This is a genomic window from Streptomyces sp. GB4-14, from assembly GCF_022696125.1.
In the GTDB taxonomy this organism is placed as follows: domain Bacteria; phylum Actinomycetota; class Actinomycetes; order Streptomycetales; family Streptomycetaceae; genus Streptomyces; species Streptomyces werraensis.
In genome coordinates, this window is the sequence record NZ_RZHO01000002.1 from 462,484 (window position 1) to 477,701 (window position 15,218).

18 protein-coding genes are annotated in these 15,218 nt (G+C 74.0%); 6 read left to right on the forward strand and 12 right to left on the reverse strand.

Annotated features, from left to right (window positions below):
- Positions 1–32 precede the first annotated feature (32 nt).
- A complete protein-coding gene (locus ELQ39_RS03305) occupies positions 33–689 on the reverse strand; it encodes a TetR/AcrR family transcriptional regulator (RefSeq protein WP_225628105.1) in 657 nt (218 codons plus the stop codon).
- Positions 690–811: 122 nt separating this feature from the next.
- On the opposite strand from ELQ39_RS03305, the gene ELQ39_RS03310 reads away from it, so the two are divergent.
- On the forward strand, positions 812–1,378 hold the full coding sequence (locus tag ELQ39_RS03310) for an NAD(P)H-dependent oxidoreductase (RefSeq protein WP_190001913.1): 567 nt from the start codon (positions 812–814) through the stop codon (positions 1,376–1,378).
- A gap of 142 nt (positions 1,379–1,520) precedes the next feature.
- Here the strand turns inward: ELQ39_RS03310 and ELQ39_RS03315 are convergent, their stop codons facing one another.
- Genes ELQ39_RS03315 through ELQ39_RS03330 form a run of 4 tightly spaced genes read right to left on the reverse strand, consistent with a single transcriptional unit; the run spans position 1,521 to position 6,337 of the window.
- Positions 1,521–2,660, reverse strand: coding sequence for an XdhC family protein (locus ELQ39_RS03315; protein WP_190001912.1), 1,140 nt, complete (start codon positions 2,658–2,660; stop codon positions 1,521–1,523).
- Positions 2,653–4,785, reverse strand: coding sequence for a xanthine dehydrogenase family protein molybdopterin-binding subunit (locus tag ELQ39_RS03320; protein ID WP_242590928.1), 2,133 nt, complete (start codon positions 4,783–4,785; stop codon positions 2,653–2,655). Before ELQ39_RS03320 ends, ELQ39_RS03315 begins: the two co-directional genes overlap by 8 nt.
- Positions 4,782–5,774: an FAD binding domain-containing protein gene (locus tag ELQ39_RS03325; RefSeq protein WP_242590929.1), complete on the reverse strand. Its 993-nt coding sequence runs from the start codon at positions 5,772–5,774 to the stop codon at positions 4,782–4,784. The genes ELQ39_RS03320 and ELQ39_RS03325 overlap by 4 nt, the downstream gene beginning before the upstream one ends.
- The gene (locus ELQ39_RS03330; RefSeq protein ID WP_190001909.1) at positions 5,771–6,337 is read right to left on the reverse strand and encodes a 2Fe-2S iron-sulfur cluster-binding protein; all 567 of its coding nucleotides are present in this window, start codon (positions 6,335–6,337) and stop codon (positions 5,771–5,773) included. Before ELQ39_RS03330 ends, ELQ39_RS03325 begins: the two co-directional genes overlap by 4 nt.
- A gap of 349 nt (positions 6,338–6,686) precedes the next feature.
- On the opposite strand from ELQ39_RS03330, the gene ELQ39_RS03335 reads away from it, so the two are divergent.
- The gene (locus ELQ39_RS03335; protein ID WP_190001908.1) at positions 6,687–7,301 is read left to right on the forward strand and encodes a TetR/AcrR family transcriptional regulator; all 615 of its coding nucleotides are present in this window, start codon (positions 6,687–6,689) and stop codon (positions 7,299–7,301) included.
- 211 nt (positions 7,302–7,512) lie between these two features.
- Here the strand turns inward: ELQ39_RS03335 and ELQ39_RS03340 are convergent, their stop codons facing one another.
- Positions 7,513–8,418, reverse strand: a complete 906-nt coding sequence (locus ELQ39_RS03340; protein WP_242590930.1) for a LysR family transcriptional regulator — start codon at positions 8,416–8,418, stop codon at positions 7,513–7,515.
- Positions 8,419–8,551: 133 nt separating this feature from the next.
- Between ELQ39_RS03340 and ELQ39_RS03345 the strand changes: the two genes are divergently transcribed.
- Complete coding sequence (locus tag ELQ39_RS03345) at positions 8,552–8,785, forward strand: hypothetical protein (RefSeq protein ID WP_242590931.1); 234 nt, start codon at positions 8,552–8,554, stop codon at positions 8,783–8,785.
- A 106-nt stretch (positions 8,786–8,891) separates the two neighbouring features.
- The gene (locus ELQ39_RS03350; protein ID WP_242590932.1) at positions 8,892–10,082 is read left to right on the forward strand and encodes a CaiB/BaiF CoA transferase family protein; all 1,191 of its coding nucleotides are present in this window, start codon (positions 8,892–8,894) and stop codon (positions 10,080–10,082) included.
- Positions 10,083–10,085: 3 nt separating this feature from the next.
- On the opposite strand, the gene ELQ39_RS03355 is transcribed toward ELQ39_RS03350, so the two are convergent.
- Positions 10,086–10,733, reverse strand: coding sequence for a phosphoribosyltransferase (locus ELQ39_RS03355; protein ID WP_242590933.1), 648 nt, complete (start codon positions 10,731–10,733; stop codon positions 10,086–10,088).
- Between the two features lie 115 nt (positions 10,734–10,848).
- Between ELQ39_RS03355 and ELQ39_RS03360 the strand changes: the two genes are divergently transcribed.
- Complete coding sequence (locus ELQ39_RS03360) at positions 10,849–11,304, forward strand: archease (protein ID WP_190001903.1); 456 nt, start codon at positions 10,849–10,851, stop codon at positions 11,302–11,304.
- 15 nt (positions 11,305–11,319) lie between these two features.
- Here the strand turns inward: ELQ39_RS03360 and ELQ39_RS03365 are convergent, their stop codons facing one another.
- The gene (locus ELQ39_RS03365; RefSeq protein WP_242590934.1) at positions 11,320–11,745 is read right to left on the reverse strand and encodes a CBS domain-containing protein; all 426 of its coding nucleotides are present in this window, start codon (positions 11,743–11,745) and stop codon (positions 11,320–11,322) included.
- Positions 11,746–11,862: 117 nt separating this feature from the next.
- On the opposite strand from ELQ39_RS03365, the gene ELQ39_RS03370 reads away from it, so the two are divergent.
- Positions 11,863–13,167, forward strand: coding sequence for an MFS transporter (locus ELQ39_RS03370; protein WP_277994625.1), 1,305 nt, complete (start codon positions 11,863–11,865; stop codon positions 13,165–13,167).
- Between the two features lie 24 nt (positions 13,168–13,191).
- Here ELQ39_RS03370 and ELQ39_RS03375 read toward each other — a convergent pair whose 3' ends face one another.
- From ELQ39_RS03375 to ELQ39_RS03390, 4 genes are all read right to left on the reverse strand, one after another.
- Positions 13,192–13,737 (reverse strand): MOSC domain-containing protein, encoded by a 546-nt coding sequence (locus ELQ39_RS03375; RefSeq protein ID WP_242590935.1) that lies wholly within the window; start codon positions 13,735–13,737, stop codon positions 13,192–13,194.
- Between the two features lie 71 nt (positions 13,738–13,808).
- The gene (locus tag ELQ39_RS03380) at positions 13,809–14,156 is read right to left on the reverse strand and encodes a VOC family protein (RefSeq protein ID WP_225639924.1); all 348 of its coding nucleotides are present in this window, start codon (positions 14,154–14,156) and stop codon (positions 13,809–13,811) included.
- 20 nt (positions 14,157–14,176) lie between these two features.
- Positions 14,177–14,677, reverse strand: coding sequence for an aldo/keto reductase (locus ELQ39_RS03385; RefSeq protein WP_337662986.1), 501 nt, complete (start codon positions 14,675–14,677; stop codon positions 14,177–14,179).
- A gap of 46 nt (positions 14,678–14,723) precedes the next feature.
- Positions 14,724–15,152 (reverse strand): VOC family protein, encoded by a 429-nt coding sequence (locus ELQ39_RS03390; protein ID WP_242590936.1) that lies wholly within the window; start codon positions 15,150–15,152, stop codon positions 14,724–14,726.
- Between the last annotated feature and the right edge of the window lie 66 nt (positions 15,153–15,218).

Genomic DNA, 15,218 nt, shown 5'->3' on the forward strand with positions numbered 1-15,218 from the left:
GTTGAGAACGCGGGCGGGTGCGTTCGAGGAGGTCAGGCGGTGGTGCCGGTGATCCGGTCGACGAGGTCGGTCCAGGCGTCCTCCAGACGCCGCGCCGGCATCCCGCACTGGTGCGTCAGATGGTGGACCAGGGCGGGGTCGAGCTGGGCCAGCAGCGTGTGGGCGAGGAGGTCGCAGTCGGCGTCCGGGACCGCCTGGCGCAGCAGCAGCGCGACATGGTGGTGCCGCACCCGGTAGGGCGGGACGGTGAAGCGGCGGCCCGCTTCCGGTTCGGCCGCGAGCTGGAGCTCCAGGTCCTCCACGGTGCGGCGCAGGGCGGCTCGGCCGAAGGCGCGCAGCCGCTCGGCGGGGGGCGCGCCCGGGCCCAGCGGCGGCGGGCCGCTGAGGAAGGCGGCCTGGAGCTTCTTCTCGCCGTGGTCGAGGAGGGCCATGAGCAGGCCCGTGCGGTCACCGAAGCGGCGGAAGACGGTGCCCTTGCCGACACCGGCCGCGGCGGCGACCTCCTCCATGGTGACGGCGTCGGCGCCGCGCGCCGCGACGAGTCCCGCGGCAGCCTCCAGCAGCCGGGCCCGGTTGCGGGCGGCGTCGGCGCGCAGGCAGGGCTCGTCGTCGCCGAGGCCCAGCTGCAGCAGCTGCGGAGGCTCGACGGGCTCCTGGGGGGTCGGTGCGGACGGGGGCGCGGCGGACATGAAGCCAGCGTAAAGCATCCGGAATGAAACTGGACCGTGGTCCGGTTAAAGTGCTACAACTGCAAAGCGGACCCCGGTCCGCATTGTGTCTCAGGTCATAGTCCACCCCCTGGAGTTTCCTCATGTCTGTTCGCATCCTCGCCCTCGTCGGCAGCCTTCGCGCCGGTTCGCACAACCGTCAGCTGGCCGAGGCCGCCGTGAAGCTCGCGCCCGAGGGCGTCGAGATCGCGCTCCACGAGGGACTGGCGGAGATCCCGTTCTACAACGAGGACATCGACGTCGAGGGCGGCGTGCCGGCCGCCGCCGCCCAGCTGCGCGAGGCCGCCGCGGCCGTGGACGCGCTGCTGCTCTTCACCCCCGAGTACAACGGCACCATCCCGGCCGTGCTGAAGAACGCCATCGACTGGCTGTCCCGGCCGTTCGGCGCCGGCGCCATCGGCGGCAAGCCGGTCGTCGTGGTCGGCACCGCCTTCGGCCAGTACGGCGGCGTCTGGGCGCAGGACGAGACCCGCAAGGCCGTGGGCATCGCCGGCGGCAAGGTCGTCGAGGACATCAAGCTGGCCATCCCCGGCTCGGTGACCCGCTTCGCCGAGACCCACCCGGCGGACGACACCGAGGTCGCCGAGCAGCTGACGGAGGTCCTCGACCGCCTGCACGCCCTGGTCGACGGCGAGAAGGCCGCCGCCTGACGCACACCCCCGAAGGGGCCGGAAGCCCGGGCTTCCGGCCCCTTCGCCGTACGCGGTGGGGCCGGCCCCGGCCCGCCCCACCGTCCTTCGCACCGGCAACGGCCTCCAGGGCGTGCGTCCGGCCGGCATCACCGGCCATCGCTCATGCCGCCGCCGAAGCCGCCCGCCCTTCCCGGTGGATCGGAGCGGTCGTCGTCGTCAGGGGCGCTCCCGTGCCGCCGTGGCGTGTCGCCACGATCTCGGCCGCGATGGAGAGCGCCGTCTCCTCGGGGGTGCGGGCGCCCAGGTCCAGGCCGATCGGGGAGTGCAGGCGGGACAGGGCCCGCTCCCCCACCCCCGCCTCCCGCAGGCGGCGCAGGCGGTCGGTGTGGGTGCGGCGGGAGCCCATCGCGCCGACGTACGCGACCGGCAGCCCCAGCGCCACCTCCAGCAGCGGCACGTCGAACTTGGCGTCGTGCGTCAGTACGCACAGCACCGTGCGGGCGTCGGTCCGCGTGGTGCGCAGATAGCGGTGCGGCCAGTCGACGACGACCTCGTCCGCCTCCGGGAAGCGGGCCCGGGTCGCGAACACGGGCCGTGCGTCGCACACGGTGACGCGGTAGCCCAGGAAGGCCCCCACCCGTACCAGCGCCGCCGCGAAGTCGATCGCCCCGAACACGATCATCCGGGGCGGTGGCACGGACGACTGCACGAAGAGGGTCGGACGGCCGGCGCAGTAGGCGTCCGCGCCCGGCCCCACCGTGACCGTCCCCGTGCTGCCCGCGTCCAGCAGGTCGAGGGCCGCGGCCGCGGCGGCACGGTCCAGTTCCGCCGCGCCGCCGAGGCCGCCCTCGTACGTGCCGTCGGGGCGGACGAGGAGCGCCCGGCCCAGCAGGTCCGCCGGGCCGTCCGTGACCCACGCCAGCGCGCCCGGCCCGCCCCCGGGCAGGTCCGTCAGGGCGGAGCGGAGCACCGGCCTGACGGGACTGCCCGCGGCGACCGGCGTGACCAGCACCTCGATCGTGCCGCCGCAGGTCAGGCCCACCGCGAAGGCGTCCTCGTCGCTGTAGCCGAACCGCTCCGTCCTCGCCCGCCCGTCCGCCAGGGCCTCCTGGCACAGGTCGTACACCGCGCCCTCGACGCAGCCGCCGGACACCGAGCCGATCACCGTGCCGCCGGCGTCGACGGCGAGGGCGGCGCCGGGGCCGCGCGGCGCGCTGCCGCCCACGGAGACGACCGTAGCCACGGCGAACTCCCTGCCCTCGGCCAGCCAGTGCCGCAGGTCGTCGGCGAGGTCAAGCATCCGCTCCTCCCGCCCGCAGCACCCGGTCCGGGCGGATCGGCAGACCTCGGTGACGCACCCCCGTGGCGTGCCACACCGCGTTGGCGACCGCGGCCGCCGCGCCCACGATGCCGACCTCGCCGATGCCCTTGATGCCGACCGGGTCGTCGGGGTCGTGGTCGTCGACCCAAACGGCCTCGACCTCCGGGGGCACGTCGGCGTGGGTGGCGACGTGGTAGCCGGCCAGGTCGGCGCCGTAGAGCGCGCCGGAGGCCGGGTCGCGCACCGCCTCCTCGTGCAGGGCCATCGAGATGCCCCAGACCATGCCGCCGACGAGCTGGTTGCGGGCGGTCAGCGGGTTGACGATGCGGCCGGCGGCGAACACGCCGAGCATCCGCCGCACCCGTGTCTCGCCCGTGGTGACGTCGACGGCGACCTCGGCGAACTGGGCGCCCCAGGTGTGCCGTTCCTTCGCCGCCAGGGCGGCGATCGCCGCGGTCGTGTCGGACCGTACGGTGATGCCCTCCGGGGGCAGCTCGACGCCCGGCACGAGGCGTTCGCGGAGCTCCTCGGCCGCCGCGGCGACGGCCCAGCCCCAGGAGCGCGTGCCCATGGAGCCGGCGGCGATGCCCGACGGGCCGAAGTCGCTGTCGCCGAGGCGCACGTCGATCCGCTCCGACGGCACCCGCAGCGCGTCCGCGGCGATCAGGGTGAGCGCCGTACGCGCCCCGGTGCCGATGTCCGACGCGGAGATCCGGACGGTGAAGCCGCCGTCGGCCTCCGCCGTCACCGCCGCCGTGGACGGCAGGGTGCCCGCCGGGAAGGACGCGGCCGCCGTACCGGTGCCGACCAGCCACCGTCCGTCGCGGCGCACGCCGGGGCGCGGGTCGCGGGCGTCCCAGCCGAAGCGGCGGGCGCCCTCGCGGAAGCAGGCGGCGACGTTGCGTCCGGCGAACGGCAGTCCGCTGACCGGCCCGGTCTCCGGCTCGTTGCGCAGCCGCAGTTCGATCGGGTCGACGCCGCACTTCTCGGCCAGTTCGTCGAGGGCGCACTCCAGCGCGAACGACCCCGGCGCCTCGCCGGGCGCCCGCATCCACGTCGGGGACGGCACGTCCAGCCGTACGACGCGGTTCTCGGTGCGGTGCGCGGCGGCGTCGTACATCGTGCGGGCCACACCGGCGCCCGGCTCGACGAACTCGTAGACCGTGGACGTCTGGTTGAGCGAGGTGTGCTCCAGGGCGCGCAGCCGTCCGTCGGGGCCGGCGCCCAGGCGGACGCGCTGCACGGTGGGGCTGCGGTAGCCGGTGACGGAGAACATCTGGCGCCGGGTCAGGGACACCCGCACCGGGCGGCCCAGTTCGGCGGCGGCCATCGCGGCGGCCACCTGCGGCGCGCGCACGCCTTTGCTGCCGAAGCCGCCCCCGACGTGTTCGGAGCGGACCCGCACCGCGGACGCGTCGAGGGAGAACATGCGGGCGAGTTCGTCGGCGACCCAGGTGATGCCCTGGTCGGAGTCGACGACGTCGAGCCGTCCGCCGTCCCACCACGCCGTCGCCACATGCGGCTCCATCATGGCGTGGTGCTCCTCGGGCGTGGTGTACTCCGCGTCCACCACGTGCGCGGAGGCGGCGAGTTCGGCCTCCAGGTCGCCCTTCTCCGTGACGCCGGGCATGTGCCCGTCGGCGGCGTAGGCGTCGGGCCGGTCCGCGGAGAGCGCGACGTCGTGCGGCTCCTCCTCGTAACGGACGGTGAGGGCGTCGGCGGCCGCCCGCGCCTGCTCGGGCGTCTCGGCGACGACGAGGGCGACGGGCCAGCCGGCGTGCGGGACGCGGTCGTGCTGGAAGACGACGGCGGTCGGGTCCGGAGGGACGCCCAGCATGCCGACGTAGTCGCTCTTCAGGCGGGGGGCGTTGCCGTGGTGGAGGACGGTGAGGACGCCCGGCATGGCGAGCACCGGGCCGGTGTCGACCGACCGGATCCGGCCGCGGGCCACCGTGGACAGCACGAGCATGCCGTGGGCGAGCCCGGCGAACGGGATGTCGCCGCCGTAGCGTGCGGCGCCGGTGACCTTGTCGCGGCCCTCGACGCGGGTGTGCGCGGTGCCGATCAGGCCCGGTGCGGCGGGGCGTTGAGGTGCGACGGTCATCGGGAGGTCTCCTCGGCGAGTTCGGTCAGCACGGCCACGACGAGGTTGCGCAGGAGGGTCACCTTGTAGCCGTTGCGGGGCAGGGGGCGGGCCGCCGCGAGTTCCGCGTCGGCGGCGGCGGCGAAGTACTCGGCGGTGGCGGGCGCGCCGACGAGGACCCGTTCGGCGAGACGGGCCCGCCAGGGCCGGGAGGCGACCGCGCCGAGGGCGAGGCGGGCGTCGCAGACGACGCCGTCGGCCACCTCAAGGGCGGCGGCGACCGAGCCGATCGCGAAGGCGTACGAGGCGCGTTCGCGGACCTTGCGGTAGCGCGAGCGGGCGGCGACGCGGGCCGGCGGCAGGGTGACGTGGGTGATGAGCGCGCCGGGCGGCAGGACCGTCTCACGGTGCGGGGTGTCGCCGACCGGGAGGTAGAAGTCGGTCAGCGGGGCCTCGCCGGCGCCGTCGGCGGTCCGCCAGGAGACGACGGCGTCGAAGGCGGTGAGCGCGACGCCCATGTCGGAGGGGTGGACGGCCACGCAGTGCTCGGAGGCGCCGAGGACGGCGTGGTTGTGATGCTCCCCCTCGATCGCCGGGCAGCCGCTGCCGGGTTCGCGCTTGTTGCACGGCCGGGTGATGTCGGTGAAGTAGCCGCAGCGGGTGCGCTGGAGCAGATTGCCGCCGACGGTGGCCATGTTGCGCAGCTGCCCGGAGGCGCCGGCCAGCACGGCCTGGGTGAGCGCCGGAAAGCGGTCGCGGATCAGCGGGTGCGCGGCGAGGTCGCTGTTGGTGGCGGTCGCGCCGATACGCACGGCACCGTCGTCGCCGGTCTCGATCCGGTCGAGCGGGAGGGAGCGGACGTCGACGAGCCGGGCGGGCGTCTCGACGCCGTTCTTCATCAGGTCGACGAGGTTGGTGCCGCCGCCGAGGTAGCGGGCGTCCGGGTCGGCGTCCAGCAGGGCGACCGCGCCGGTGACGTCGTCGGCGCGCCGGTAGTCGAACTCCCTCATACGGCGGTCTCCTCGGTGAATTTCTCGGCGGACGTCTCGGCGGCGGCACGGGCGACCGCCCGCGCGATCTGGCCGTAGGCGCCGCAACGGCAGAGGTTGCCGCTCATACGTTCCTTGATCTCCTCGGTGGTCAGGGGCGGGGGACCGGCCTCGGGCCGTATGTCCCCGGTGACGGCGCTGGGCCAGCCGGCGGCGTGCTCCTCGATGACGGCGACCGCCGAGCAGATCTGGCCCGGGGTGCAGTAGCCGCACTGGAAGCCGTCGAGGTCGAGGAAGGCCTGCTGCACCGGGTGCAGGGTGTCCCCGTCGGCGATCCCTTCCACGGTGGTGATCTCGCGGTCCTCGGAGGCGACGGCCAGCTGCAGACAGGAGACGGTGCGGCGGCCGTCGACGAGGACGGTGCAGGCGCCGCACTGCCCGTGGTCGCAGCCCTTCTTGGTGCCGGTCAGGTCGAGGCGGTCCCGCAGGGCGTCGAGCAGCGTGGTGCGGTGATCGACGGTCAGCGTGTGTTTCTCGCCGTTGATGTTCAAGGTGACGGTGCTGGACGACGTGGGGGGCGTCATGGACGGCCTTCTTTCACGGGAATCTCAGGAGTCACGGCAATGCCGGAAGTCACGGACATCTGGTAAGTCACGGGAATCTCGGAAGTCACGGGAATCTGGGAGGTCACGGGATCGGAAGAGGCGGGCGTGGTCGTGGCGCTGTGCGGAGCGTGCGGACTACGGGATGGTGTGACGTGCGCGGTCGTGCGGACGCGACGGTGGCGCGGGGCATGCGGAAGGGCCGTCCCGAGCCGCCCGGACCCGCCGATACGATGGACCGGAAGCGGACAGCTGTCCGTTACTCAGAACGTAGTGGACAGCTGTCCGCTTATCAAGGACGGGTTTCGGTCACGGCCCGGGAGGAGGACCGGTGGGCGAGCACAAGGACGCGTCCCGGAGCGCGGAAACACCTCAGCGGGCGGACGCGCAGCGAAACCGCGAGCGCATCCTCGCCGTCGCGGTGACCGAGCTGACGCGGTCGGCCGACACCCCGCTGAGCGTCATCGCCAAGAAGGCGGGCGTCGGACAGGGCACGTTCTACCGGAACTTCCCCAGCCGCGAGGCGCTGGTCATGGAGATCTACCGGCACGAGTTGCGGCAGGTCGCCGACAGCGCGGACCAGCTCCTCGGCACACGGGAGCCCGACCGGGCGCTGCGGGAGTGGATGGACCGGCTGGCCCGGTTCGGCATGACCAAGGCAGGCCTCGCGGACGCGATCCGGCAGGCCACCAGTTCGCCGAACGGGCCGGCGAAACCCGGCCACGACTCCCTCCTGCACGCGACGGACCGTCTCCTGCGGGCGTGCGAGGGGGCCGGGGTGATCCGCCCCGGCGTGACCGCCGACGACCTGATCCTCGCCCTGGGCGGCCTCTGGCAGCTCGACCCCGGGAGCGACTGGCAGCCGCGGGCGGCCCGCCTGTTCGACCTCGTCATGGACGGGCTGCGGGTGGGGGCGCCGGGACGGAGGACGACGGACGCCCCCTGACCGACGGCTCGTCGCACGAACGCCGCCCCGACCGCGCCCGTTGGCCGAGCGCCGTCGGGGCGGCAAGCGAGCACCGTCAGAGCGGAAGCCGAGCACCGTCAGGGCGGAAGCCGAGCACCGTCGGACCGTAACCGAGCACGTCGGACCGTAGCCGAGGCCGTCGGACCGTAGCCGAGCGCCGTCAGGGCGTCAGGCGAGCGCCGTCAGGGCGTCAGGCGAGCGCCGTCGGGGCGAGTTCGCGCAGCGCGCCGAGGGCCGCCGCGACGGCCGGGCGGGCGTGGCCACCGGTGCGGGTGGCGGTGAGGAGCCTGCGGTGCGGGTCGCCCGCGCAGCGGACGCGGGTGATCGGCAGGTGCGGGGTGACGTGGGCCAGGCGCGGGATCAGGGCCACGCCGAGGCCGTGGGCCACGAGATGCGCCGTGGCGTTCCAGTCGCCCGCGTGGTGGACGACCTCCGGGGCGAATCCGGCCGCGCCGCACGCCGCCATCACCTGGAGCCGGCACGGGCTTTCCGGCACCGGGGCGATCCACGCCTCGTGCGCCGCCTCGGCCAGGTCGACCCGGTCCCGCCCGGCCAGCGGGTGCGCGTCCGGCACCACCAGGTCGAACGGGTCGTCCAGCAGGGGCTGCTGGTCGAACCGCGTGTCGCTCATCGGCGGGTTGTGCGGGGTGGACTCCACCACGGCCAGATCGGCGGCGCCCTCGAAGAGCAGGTCGAAGATGGCTGGAACGACTGCCTCCGTGATGCGGACCGACAGCCGCGGGTGCCGCTCGCCGAGCCGGGCCGCCATCGGCGCGAGCAGCACCGAGACGGCCACCGGGAATCCGGTCACCCGCAGCACCCCGGCCGGGTCGCCGTGGTCGGCGCGCAGATCCAGCTCGGCCTGGTCCCAGCGGGCCTGGATGGCGTCGGCGTGCGCGAGCAGGCTCTCCGCGGCCGGGGTGAGGCGCACCCCGCGTCCCTGGGGTTCGAGCAGGTCCACGCCGAGGTCGCGGGCGAGCTGGCGGATCTGCTGGGAGGCGGCGGAGGGCGTGAAGTGCAGGGCGCGGGCGGCCGCGGTGACCGTTCCGTAGTGGGCGACCGCCCGCAGGACGTGGAGCCGGCGCAGGTCAATCATGAAGCCGAGGCTTCACGGTGACGTGCACAAAGTCAACCTGGACTGCACATAATCGACGGCGCACTCTTGAGGTGTCGCGACCGACAGCAGGCACACGAGTCACCTGAAGCACATGGGAATCCAGGGAGTCGCCATGACCAGCATCACCGGCGCCACGGGTACGACCGGCACCGCCTGCCCCTACTGCGGGTGGCCGGACCGCGCGGAGCCGTTCCAGGTCGTCTCGCGGCACGCCACCGCCGCGGGCAGCACGGTGTGGACGCGCTGCGGCTGCGGATCGCTGCAGGTCCGCGCGGTGGACGCGCGCGGCATGCGCGTCATGTCGCGCAGCCGGCCCGCCGAGGTACCGGCGGCGGACGGGCGTTGAGGGCAGGCGTTGACAGGCGGTTCGCCCTGGTCGTACTAATCGCGTAGTGATCGCGTACCGGCCGAGGGAGGCCGGTGACCGGGGCACCCGGGCGCGGGCAGGAGGCGTGGACGTGCGGAGACTCCCCTTGTCCGGGGTGACGGTGGTGACCGTGGAGCAGGCGGTGGCCGCGCCTTACGCCACCCGGCAGCTGGCCGACCTCGGCGCCCGGGTGATCAAGGTGGAGCGGCCGGGCGAGGGCGACTTCGCCCGGCGCTACGACACCACGGTGCACGGCACGTCCAGCTACTTCGTGTGGATCAACCGCTCGAAGGAGTCCCTCACGCTGGACCTGAAGGATCCGCGCGGGCGGGAGATCCTGCACGAACTGCTGGCGGACGCCGACGTGTTCGTGCAGAACCTCGCCCCGGGCGCGGCCGGCAGGCTCGGACTGGACGCCGAGGCCCTGGGCCGCCGCCATCCGCGCCTCGTCCCCTGCACGATCTCCGGCTGGGGCACGAGCGGCCCGTGGGCCGACCGCAAGGCGTACGACCTGCTGGTGCAGTGCCAGACGGGCCTGGTGTCGCTCACCGGCACCCCCGAGGAGACCGCCCGCACGGGCATCTCCGTCGCCGACATCGCCGCCGGGATGTACGCGTACAGCGGCGTCCTCACCGCCCTCTACACCCGCGCCACCACCGGCGAGGTGCATCCCGTGGAGGTGTCCCTGTTCGAGGCGCTGGCGGAATGGATGGGGCAGCCCGCGTACTACACGCGGTACGGCGGTGCCCAGCCGCCCCGGCTGGGCACCCAGCACGCGACGATCGCCCCGTACGGCACGTACCGGGCGGCGGACGGGCGCGAGGTGCTGTTCTCCATCCAGAACGAACGTGAGTGGGCCGCGCTGTGCCGGGAGTTCCTCGGCCGGCCCGAACTGACGGACGATCCGCGGTTCGCGACGAGTTCGGACCGTGTCGCGCACCGGGACGAACTGAACGCGATCGTGGGTGAGCGGTGCGCCCGCGACGACGCGGAGGAGCTGCTGAAGGTCTTGGAGGCGACCGGCATCGCCTGCGCCGGAGTGAACGACGTCGCGGGGTTCCTCGACCACCCGGTGCTGCAGGCGCGCGGCCGGTGGCGTGAGGTCGGGGTGCCGGGCGGCACGGCGGAGGCGCTGATCCCTCCCGCCGACCTGGCCGGCATCCCGGCCCGCATGGATCCGGTGCCGGCGGTGGGCGAACACACGGAGACCATCCTGCGCGGCCTGGGCCGCACGCCCGAGGACATCGAGGTGCTGCGGGCGGACGGGGTGATCTGAGAGCTACGGCTGGTGCTCGCGCAGCGCCCCCAGGACCTGCTCGTCCGTCAGCTGGTCGAACTCGTCGTACCACTGGCCGACGGCCATGAAGGCGGCCGGTTCGTGGAGGGCGATCAGGTCGTCGGTCTCGGGGCGGAGGGCCGCGGCGCCCTCCGGGGAGGCGACCGGGACGGCCAGGATCAGGCGGGCGGGGTCGCGGGCGCGGAGGGCGCGCAGGGCGGCGCGGGCCGTGGAACCGGTGGCCAGACCGTCGTCGACGACGACCACCGTCCGCCCGCGCGGGTCGGGCGCGGGCCTTCCCTGCCGGTAGAGCCGTTCGCGCCGGAGCAGTTCGGCGCGTTCCCGTTCGACGACAGGTGCGAGGTCGGCCCGCGTCAGCCCCAGGCCGCGCAGGGCCTCCTCGTCGAACACGGGCACGCCGTCGCCGGCCATGGCGCCGACGCCGTACTCCTCGTGGCGGGGCGCGCCGATCTTGCGAACGACGAGGACGTCGAGGGGCGCGCCGAGCGCCTCGGCGACCTCGGTGGCGACGGCGACGCCGCCGCGGGGCAGGGCGAGGACGAGGGGATCGGGCAGGGTGCCGGCGTCCTGCCTCTCCCGCAGCCGCGCGGCCAGTTCACGTCCGGCCTGACGGCGATCACGGAACCGCATGACGGCGCTCTCCCTCCGAGCGTCACGACCCGGTCGGCACCCGCGTACCCCCTCCCCCGCCGCGCGAAGCACCGCCGCGGGGCATGGGGTCCGTCCGCTCGGGCAGTCGTGGTGCATGGTCGGTGACACGGGCGAGCCGGGTCAGGCGCCGCGACGGGAGCGCAGCGGGCACCGTTCGGTGGCGCAGGAGGACGACGTACGCATCGAGGCCTGGGCGGCGAGCCGCGAGCATTGCCTGGCCGAGGCGGTGGTGGCGATGGTGGAGTGCTTCGCCGACGTGTCCGGCGTGAGACCGACCGGGGTCGACCGCATCCGGCTGGACGAGGGCAGCGACGACGACCTGCTGGCCGCGCTGCTCGACGAGATCCTGTACCGGCTGGAGGCGTACGGCGAGGTGCCGGTGGACGTGGAGGCCGACGAGGCCGGGGGCGGTCTGGACGTACGGCTCGCGGTCGCGGGCCTGGCGGACGTGCGGGTCACCGGGGAGGTGCCGACGGACGTCGGCTGGGACGACCTGCGGCTGTCGCCGGGGCCGTACGGCTGGTCGTGCGCGGTGACCGTGGACGGCTGAGCCCCTCGACGCCGTTCATTGGGTCGGCGTCGCGCGGCTGATGTCCGCGAGCGCGGAGTGGGGGTCCTCCTCGGCGGCGAGGTCACCGAGGCTGACCACGCCCACGGGGCAGCCGCCGTGTTCCACCACGGGGAGCCGCCGCACGGCGTGTTCCCGCATCAGCTCGACGGCGTGGTCGGTCGTGTCGTCCGGGTCGAGCGTCACCAGCGGCGGGCGGGTGCACAACGTGCCGACGGTCGTGGCCTCGGGGTCGTGCCCCTCGGCGACGCCCCGCAGCACGATGTCGCGGTCGGTGAGCAGGCCGAACAGGTCGCAGTCGTAGGCGACGAGGACGTCGCCGACGTTCTGCTCGCGCATCAGCCGCGCCGCGCGCGTCAGTGAGGTCATCGGCTCGACGGAGGTGATGTGCGCGGACATCACCTCGCGTACGCGCGTGGTCATGGGGCGCCTCCCGGTACGTGGTCGCGGGTGCGGTCGCGGGCCCCCCTGGGGCCCGCGTAGCCCGCCGCGCCTGGAGTAAACCGGTCCGGTTTGCCCGCGCCGGCCCGGCTCGCTTGGATGGGCCGGTCCCCGGCGGCCGTCGGGGACCGGGCCGGCGTGATCGGGGGGCGGGTGGACGGGCGGCGGTCGGCGGCGTGGCGGTTCGGGTGGCTGTGGACGGCGTACGGGGTCAGCACCTTCGGCACGCGGTTCGCGTTCGACGCGTTCGCGCTGGTCGCGCTGCTGGTGCTGCACGCCGGTCCGGCCCAGGTGTCGCTGCTGGCGGCGGTCGGTCCCGCGGTCGGCGCGGTGCTGTCGGTGCCGCTCGGGCCGTGGGTGGAGTACCGCCGCAAACGTCCGGTGATGATCGCGACGGATCTCGTCCGGTGCGCGGTGCTGCTGAGCGTGCCCTTCGCGTACGCCCTGGACGCGCTCACCGTGGCGCAGCTGCTGGTGGTGTCGGTGACGGTGGCGGCGGCCGACATCACCTTCCAGGCGGCGGTCGGCGCGTACGTGAAGGACGTCGTGCCGCGGGAGGAACTGCTGCGGGCGAACGGGCGGCTGGAGTCGACGACGTGGACCGCGACCATGCTGGGGCCGCCGCTGGGCGGGGCGGCGATCGGCTGGTTCGGTCCGGTGACGACAGTGGTCGCCGACGCCGTGAGCTATCTGCTGTCGGCCGGCGCGCTGGGCGCGGCGGGCGGCGGCGACCGGCGTCCCGACCGGCCGGAGCCGCGGCCGCGGCTGCGGGCCGGCGACCTGCTCGACGGGTGGCGGTACATCCTGCGCAGCCGTGACCTGCGCCCGCTGTTCCTCAACACGGTGCTGGTCAACGGCCTGATCATGGCGTCGTCACCGCTGCTGGCCGTGCTGATGGTGGGCCCGCTGGGCTTCGCTCCGTGGCAGTACGGGCTGGCGTTCGCGGCGCCGTGTCTGGGCGGGCTGGTCGGCGCGCGGCTGTCGCGGCGGCTGGTGGCGCGGTTCGGGGAGCGGCGGGTGCTGCGGGTCGCGGGGACGCTGCGGGCGTGCTGGTCGGTCGGGCTGGCGTTCGTGGGGCCGGGCATCGCGGGTCTGGTCCTGGTGATCGTGGTCGAGTTCGGGCTGATCACGAGCATGGGCGTGTTCAACCCGGTGTTCTCGACGCACCGGCTGGAGCGGACGCCGGCGGACCGGGTGGTCCGCACGCTGTCGGCGTGGTCGGCGACCAGCAAGGCGTCGATCGCCGCGCTGACGGCGCTCTGGGGCCTGTTGGCGAGCGTCACGGGCCCCCGTACGGCCATCGCCGTCGCGGGCGCCCTCCTCCTGGCCACGCCGCTGCTGCTTCCGCGCCGCCGCGAGGAGGCGCACTCGGAGCGGGACAGGGAGACGCAGGCCAAGGCCTGACCTCCCCGACGGCGGCGTCGTGCGCTAGATCCGTTCGAGCGGGCGGTGCGGGAGGGCCGGCAGTTCGACGCGTACCGTGTCCTGGGGTCGGACCGTCCCGCTCCGGCGGACAACGGCCATCACGCCGCACTTGAAGGTGAACGCACCCGTGACGGGGTCCAGCGCGAACATCTCGCCGAGCAGTCCCTCGCGGTAGTCGTTGATCTTCGAACAGGGGTTTCGCAGCCCGGTCACCTCGACGACGGCCTCGTCGCCGAGGTGGAGCAGGGCGCCGGTGGGCAGACCCAGCAGATCCACCCCGCGGGTGGTGACGTTCTCGCCGAGCCCGCCCGCGGAGACGTCGTAGCCCTTGAGCGCGAGTTCGTCGAAGAGTTCCTCGTGCATCAGGTGGACCTGGCGCAGGTTGGACGCCTCCGGCTCGTACGTCATGCGGAACTGGTGGCGGATCGTCCTTCCCGCGTGCACGTCTCCCTCGACGCCCAGACCAGCGAGCAGTGTCACGGCGTCGTGGTTGGGCTTGCTGAACGAGTACGTCGCGTGACGGCTCACTGCGGTGACCTGACCGGGCATCGTGCCCCCCCTTCGTCGGGCTGCGGCCGGTCGATCGTACGGGTCGCCGCGCAGGTGCGGGTCACGGCCCCTCAGCGGTGGCGGAGGACGTTGACCACGCGGCCGTCGGGGTCGCGGACGAAGAAGCGGCGGACGCCCCACTCCTCGTCCTGCAGCGGATGGACGATCTCCGCTCCGCTCCTCCGCACCGTCTCGTACACCGCGTCCACGTCGTCCACCTCGACGCTGAGGTCGGGACGGACCGGCGCCGTCGCGTCCTCGGTCATGACGCTGACCTGCGCCGTCGGGTTCGACGGGGACGCCAGCGTCATGATCCAGCCGTGGTTCATGACCTCCTCGAACCCCAGCAGACCGTAGAACTCCCTGTGCTTTCCCGGGTTGTCGGAGTGGAGGTTGGGCACGACACGGCGGACGGTCATCGACGGCTCCCTCGGTTCTCTCAGGTCTGTCGGGCGGCGGTCATGGAACCATATGGGCACGTCGACGTGGAGCGGGCCTTCGACGAGGCGGTCGCGGCGGTACGCGCGTAGGGCGGAACCGGACGTCGGTCGACGCCCATGCGCGTCAGCGAGTCCTCCACGCTGCGCAGCACGCCGTCGCGGGTGAAGTCCCACACCCGGCGGTGGCTGGCGGGCACCTCGAAGGCCTCGTCCTTGCGGCCGGCGCCGTCCTGCGGCACCAGCACCCGGCCGACCTTCGTGGACAGCGTCCACGCATCCCGCGGCCTGCCCCGCGACAGCGCGCCGATGCGGCGTTCGGACTGCCCGATGCCGTAGTGCGGCGAGGTGTCGAAGTACCGGATCCCGCTGTCCCAGGCCGCCTCCAGCGCCCCCGCGGCGGTGTCGTCGTCGACCGCCTCGAACAGCCCGCCGAGCGGACCGCCCCCGAAGCCCAGTTCCGTGACGTGCACGTCGCTCTCGCCGAGCCTGTTGCGTTTCACGGGCGACCGGCTCCTTCGGGTGGGCTTCGGGGGCTGGGGTGTCGCGTCAGACCGCCCCGGGGATCTCCTCGGTCACGCCGTTCAGAGGCGAGTCCGGGTCGGTGCCGTAGGGGCGGGTGAGGATCTCCAGGCCGTGACCCGCGGGGTCGCGGAAGTACACACCGCGTCCGCCGTCGTTGCGGTTGAGGCGGCGCGGGTACCGGCCGTGCGGGTCGGCCTGGAGGGGAACCCGTGCGGCCACGAGCCGGCCGAGGATCGCGTCGAACTCCTCCTCGGAGACGAGGAACGCGTAGTGCTGCACGGGGATGTCGACGCCGACGGTGGCGAAGTCGAGGGTGACGCCGTTGGCGGTGGTCACCGGGAGGAACGCCCCGGCGGGCGGTCCGGGCTCGAGGCCCAGGATCTCCGCGACGAAGCGGGCGGACTTCTCCCGGTCGGGAGTGAGGACGACGGTGTGGTTGAACTCGACGGACAAGGTCAATGCCTCCACAGGCATCCGCGGCGCCTCCGTGCCTCACCCGGCCGGTGACCGGCACGCGAT